Below are 1,986 nucleotides of genomic sequence, written 5' to 3'. Positions count from 1 at the left end.
AACCTTCCTGGCCGCCTTCGCGCTCTGGAGCATCCTGTTTAGCATCGGCTGCTTCAGCACAACGCGCATGTTCGACATCCAGCCTGTGTTCCGTGTTCTGCGGGACGTCGGGCTGCGGGAGAGCTTCTGGGGCGCGGTGACATTGATCGATGGCCTGCTGCTGATGCTCACCCTGTGGATGGGCTCCATCAACACGCGCGCGGCTGTCGCCTGCCTGTCCGCTGGGCTGTGGGCATTCGTCGGCGGCACCATGGTGTGGAGCGGCAGCCTGCAGGGGTTCTTCAGCCCGGCCGGTGCCTTCTCCATTCTGGGCAGCGCTGGCTGCGTGGCCGCCACGATTCAGTGGGCAAACTGGGGGCGATAAGATGGAGCCATTCGCGAACTGGCCGGCTCTCCTGCTCTCCCTGTGCGCCGTCGTGCTGGGCTTTGTCGGCTTCCGTGCCACGCAGGCCAAGACGCTCAAGGATGATCTGACCGGCGTGGAGCAGCGCGCCCAGGCTGGCCTGAAGGCACTGGAGGAGAAAGCTGCGCTGCTGGTCAAAGGCGCAGCCGATGTGGAATCCAAGGCTCGTCACGACCTGGCCAACCTGGTTGCCCGCGAGACTGCACGGCTGGAAGCGCAGCTTCGCCAGCAGGACCGGGACATGGCCCGCAAAGAAGAGATGCAGGCGGTGGAGCGGCGCGTCTCCGAAAACCTGGCGCGGGTGGAGGCGAAGCTGGACCGCCTCGCCGATGGGCTGAGCAAAATGGCCGCCTTTGATGGAAACGTCAGGGCGCTTACCGAAAAGCTGTCCTGGCTGTCCGATCGTATTGAAGCGCTCGAAGTGCGCCCAAAGCGGCAGGACTGATAATGGCAAGATCGTGCTTGCACGTCTTTCAAATATGAGAGGGCTTCTTGTGCACCCAAACAATAATAGCTGCGTCAGGGCTGCCAGATCTTGGTAAATTTGAATTACTAAAAGAAACCGCATTCTGTTTTCTGTTAATCTCTATGCCAGCTTTTTTCATGGCTTTTACGATTAATGACGAATAGGGAGTTTTTATTTCGACCACTTCTAATCCAGAATTTGCCGACCCAACAATTATTGCAGTATTTGCTATAAGACTTACTTTTATTCCGCATTCAATAAAACATATCGCTAATTGTTTAGCGTAATTTTCTGACTCAGCATCAAGTTTATGGAATATATCAGCCCGAAGATCTTTCGGAATGCTAATAAGTTCATCCTTCATGATATTTAGCTGCTGCATTCTGATCTTTCTGGGACCCATCCGCTCTTCAAGTTGTAGGCGCTCCATCCGCTCTGCTTCTAGCTGACGCTGCAAAGAGAGATTCGATTCTCTCAGTCGCTCTTGTTCAAGCTGTGCATTCGCAGCTTGCGCGCGAAGATCCTCAGCACTCTGGTTGGCTCGGGCTGCAGAAGCATCGGCACTCGCCGCACGTTCGTTAGCTGCAGCGATCCTCTGGTCTGCATTGGATTGGGTGATTGCCGAGACCCTGTAACCAGCAACACCCGCGATAAATGAAGCCATTAGAGCTATCGCGCCGGCAAATCCACTTACAAGTAGAGACCAAAATATAATTCTATCCCAGGTCGTGATAGGTAGGCCCAATATGGACATACTTTCCATTGCTGCGTTCTTCTTCTGCATGTCGGTCATCGTCAGCGCCTTTGGCTGGACCTGGTTGGCGATCAGGATTCACCGTGATTCTATCGCTAGGCGCAAGCGCCTGATGGAAGAGGCGCGGCAGGAGAACTTGCCTCTCTGACCGCGCGCGGCCGGACGCCGCGCACCCCTGAAAATCGGAGCCTGCCCATGGTCAACGCGAGCCCCACGGCGGCGCGTGGCTACCGCAATCGCAATCCCGGGAATATCGACTGGTCCGCTGCCAACAAGTGGCAGGGGCAGGTGGGGAAGGAGGCTGGCGGCCGCTTCGCGGTCTTCTCCTCCCACCAGTACGGCATCCGGGCCCTGGCGGTGCTG

Annotated in this window: 3 protein-coding genes; 2 read left to right on the top strand and 1 reads right to left on the bottom strand. The window is 56.8% G+C overall.

Features of this window, described 5'->3' with window-relative positions:
- The coding region (locus tag ACFOY6_RS23955) for a hypothetical protein (RefSeq protein WP_379652437.1) at positions 1–364 on the top strand (364 nt) is incomplete at its 5' end.
- Between the two features lies 1 nt (position 365).
- Positions 366–848, top strand: a complete 483-nt coding sequence (locus tag ACFOY6_RS23950) for a hypothetical protein (protein WP_379640638.1) — start codon at positions 366–368, stop codon at positions 846–848.
- 28 nt (positions 849–876) lie between these two features.
- Here ACFOY6_RS23950 and ACFOY6_RS23945 read toward each other — a convergent pair whose 3' ends face one another.
- Positions 877–1,662 (bottom strand): hypothetical protein, encoded by a 786-nt coding sequence (locus tag ACFOY6_RS23945; RefSeq protein WP_379640639.1) that lies wholly within the window; start codon positions 1,660–1,662, stop codon positions 877–879.
- Between the last annotated feature and the right edge of the window lie 324 nt (positions 1,663–1,986).

This window comes from Teichococcus aestuarii, assembly GCF_042651065.1.
GTDB classification, from domain to species: domain Bacteria; phylum Pseudomonadota; class Alphaproteobacteria; order Acetobacterales; family Acetobacteraceae; genus Pseudoroseomonas; species Pseudoroseomonas aestuarii.
The sequence above is the reverse complement of the archived record's forward strand: the minus strand, read 5'-3'. Positions and strand labels throughout refer to the sequence as shown.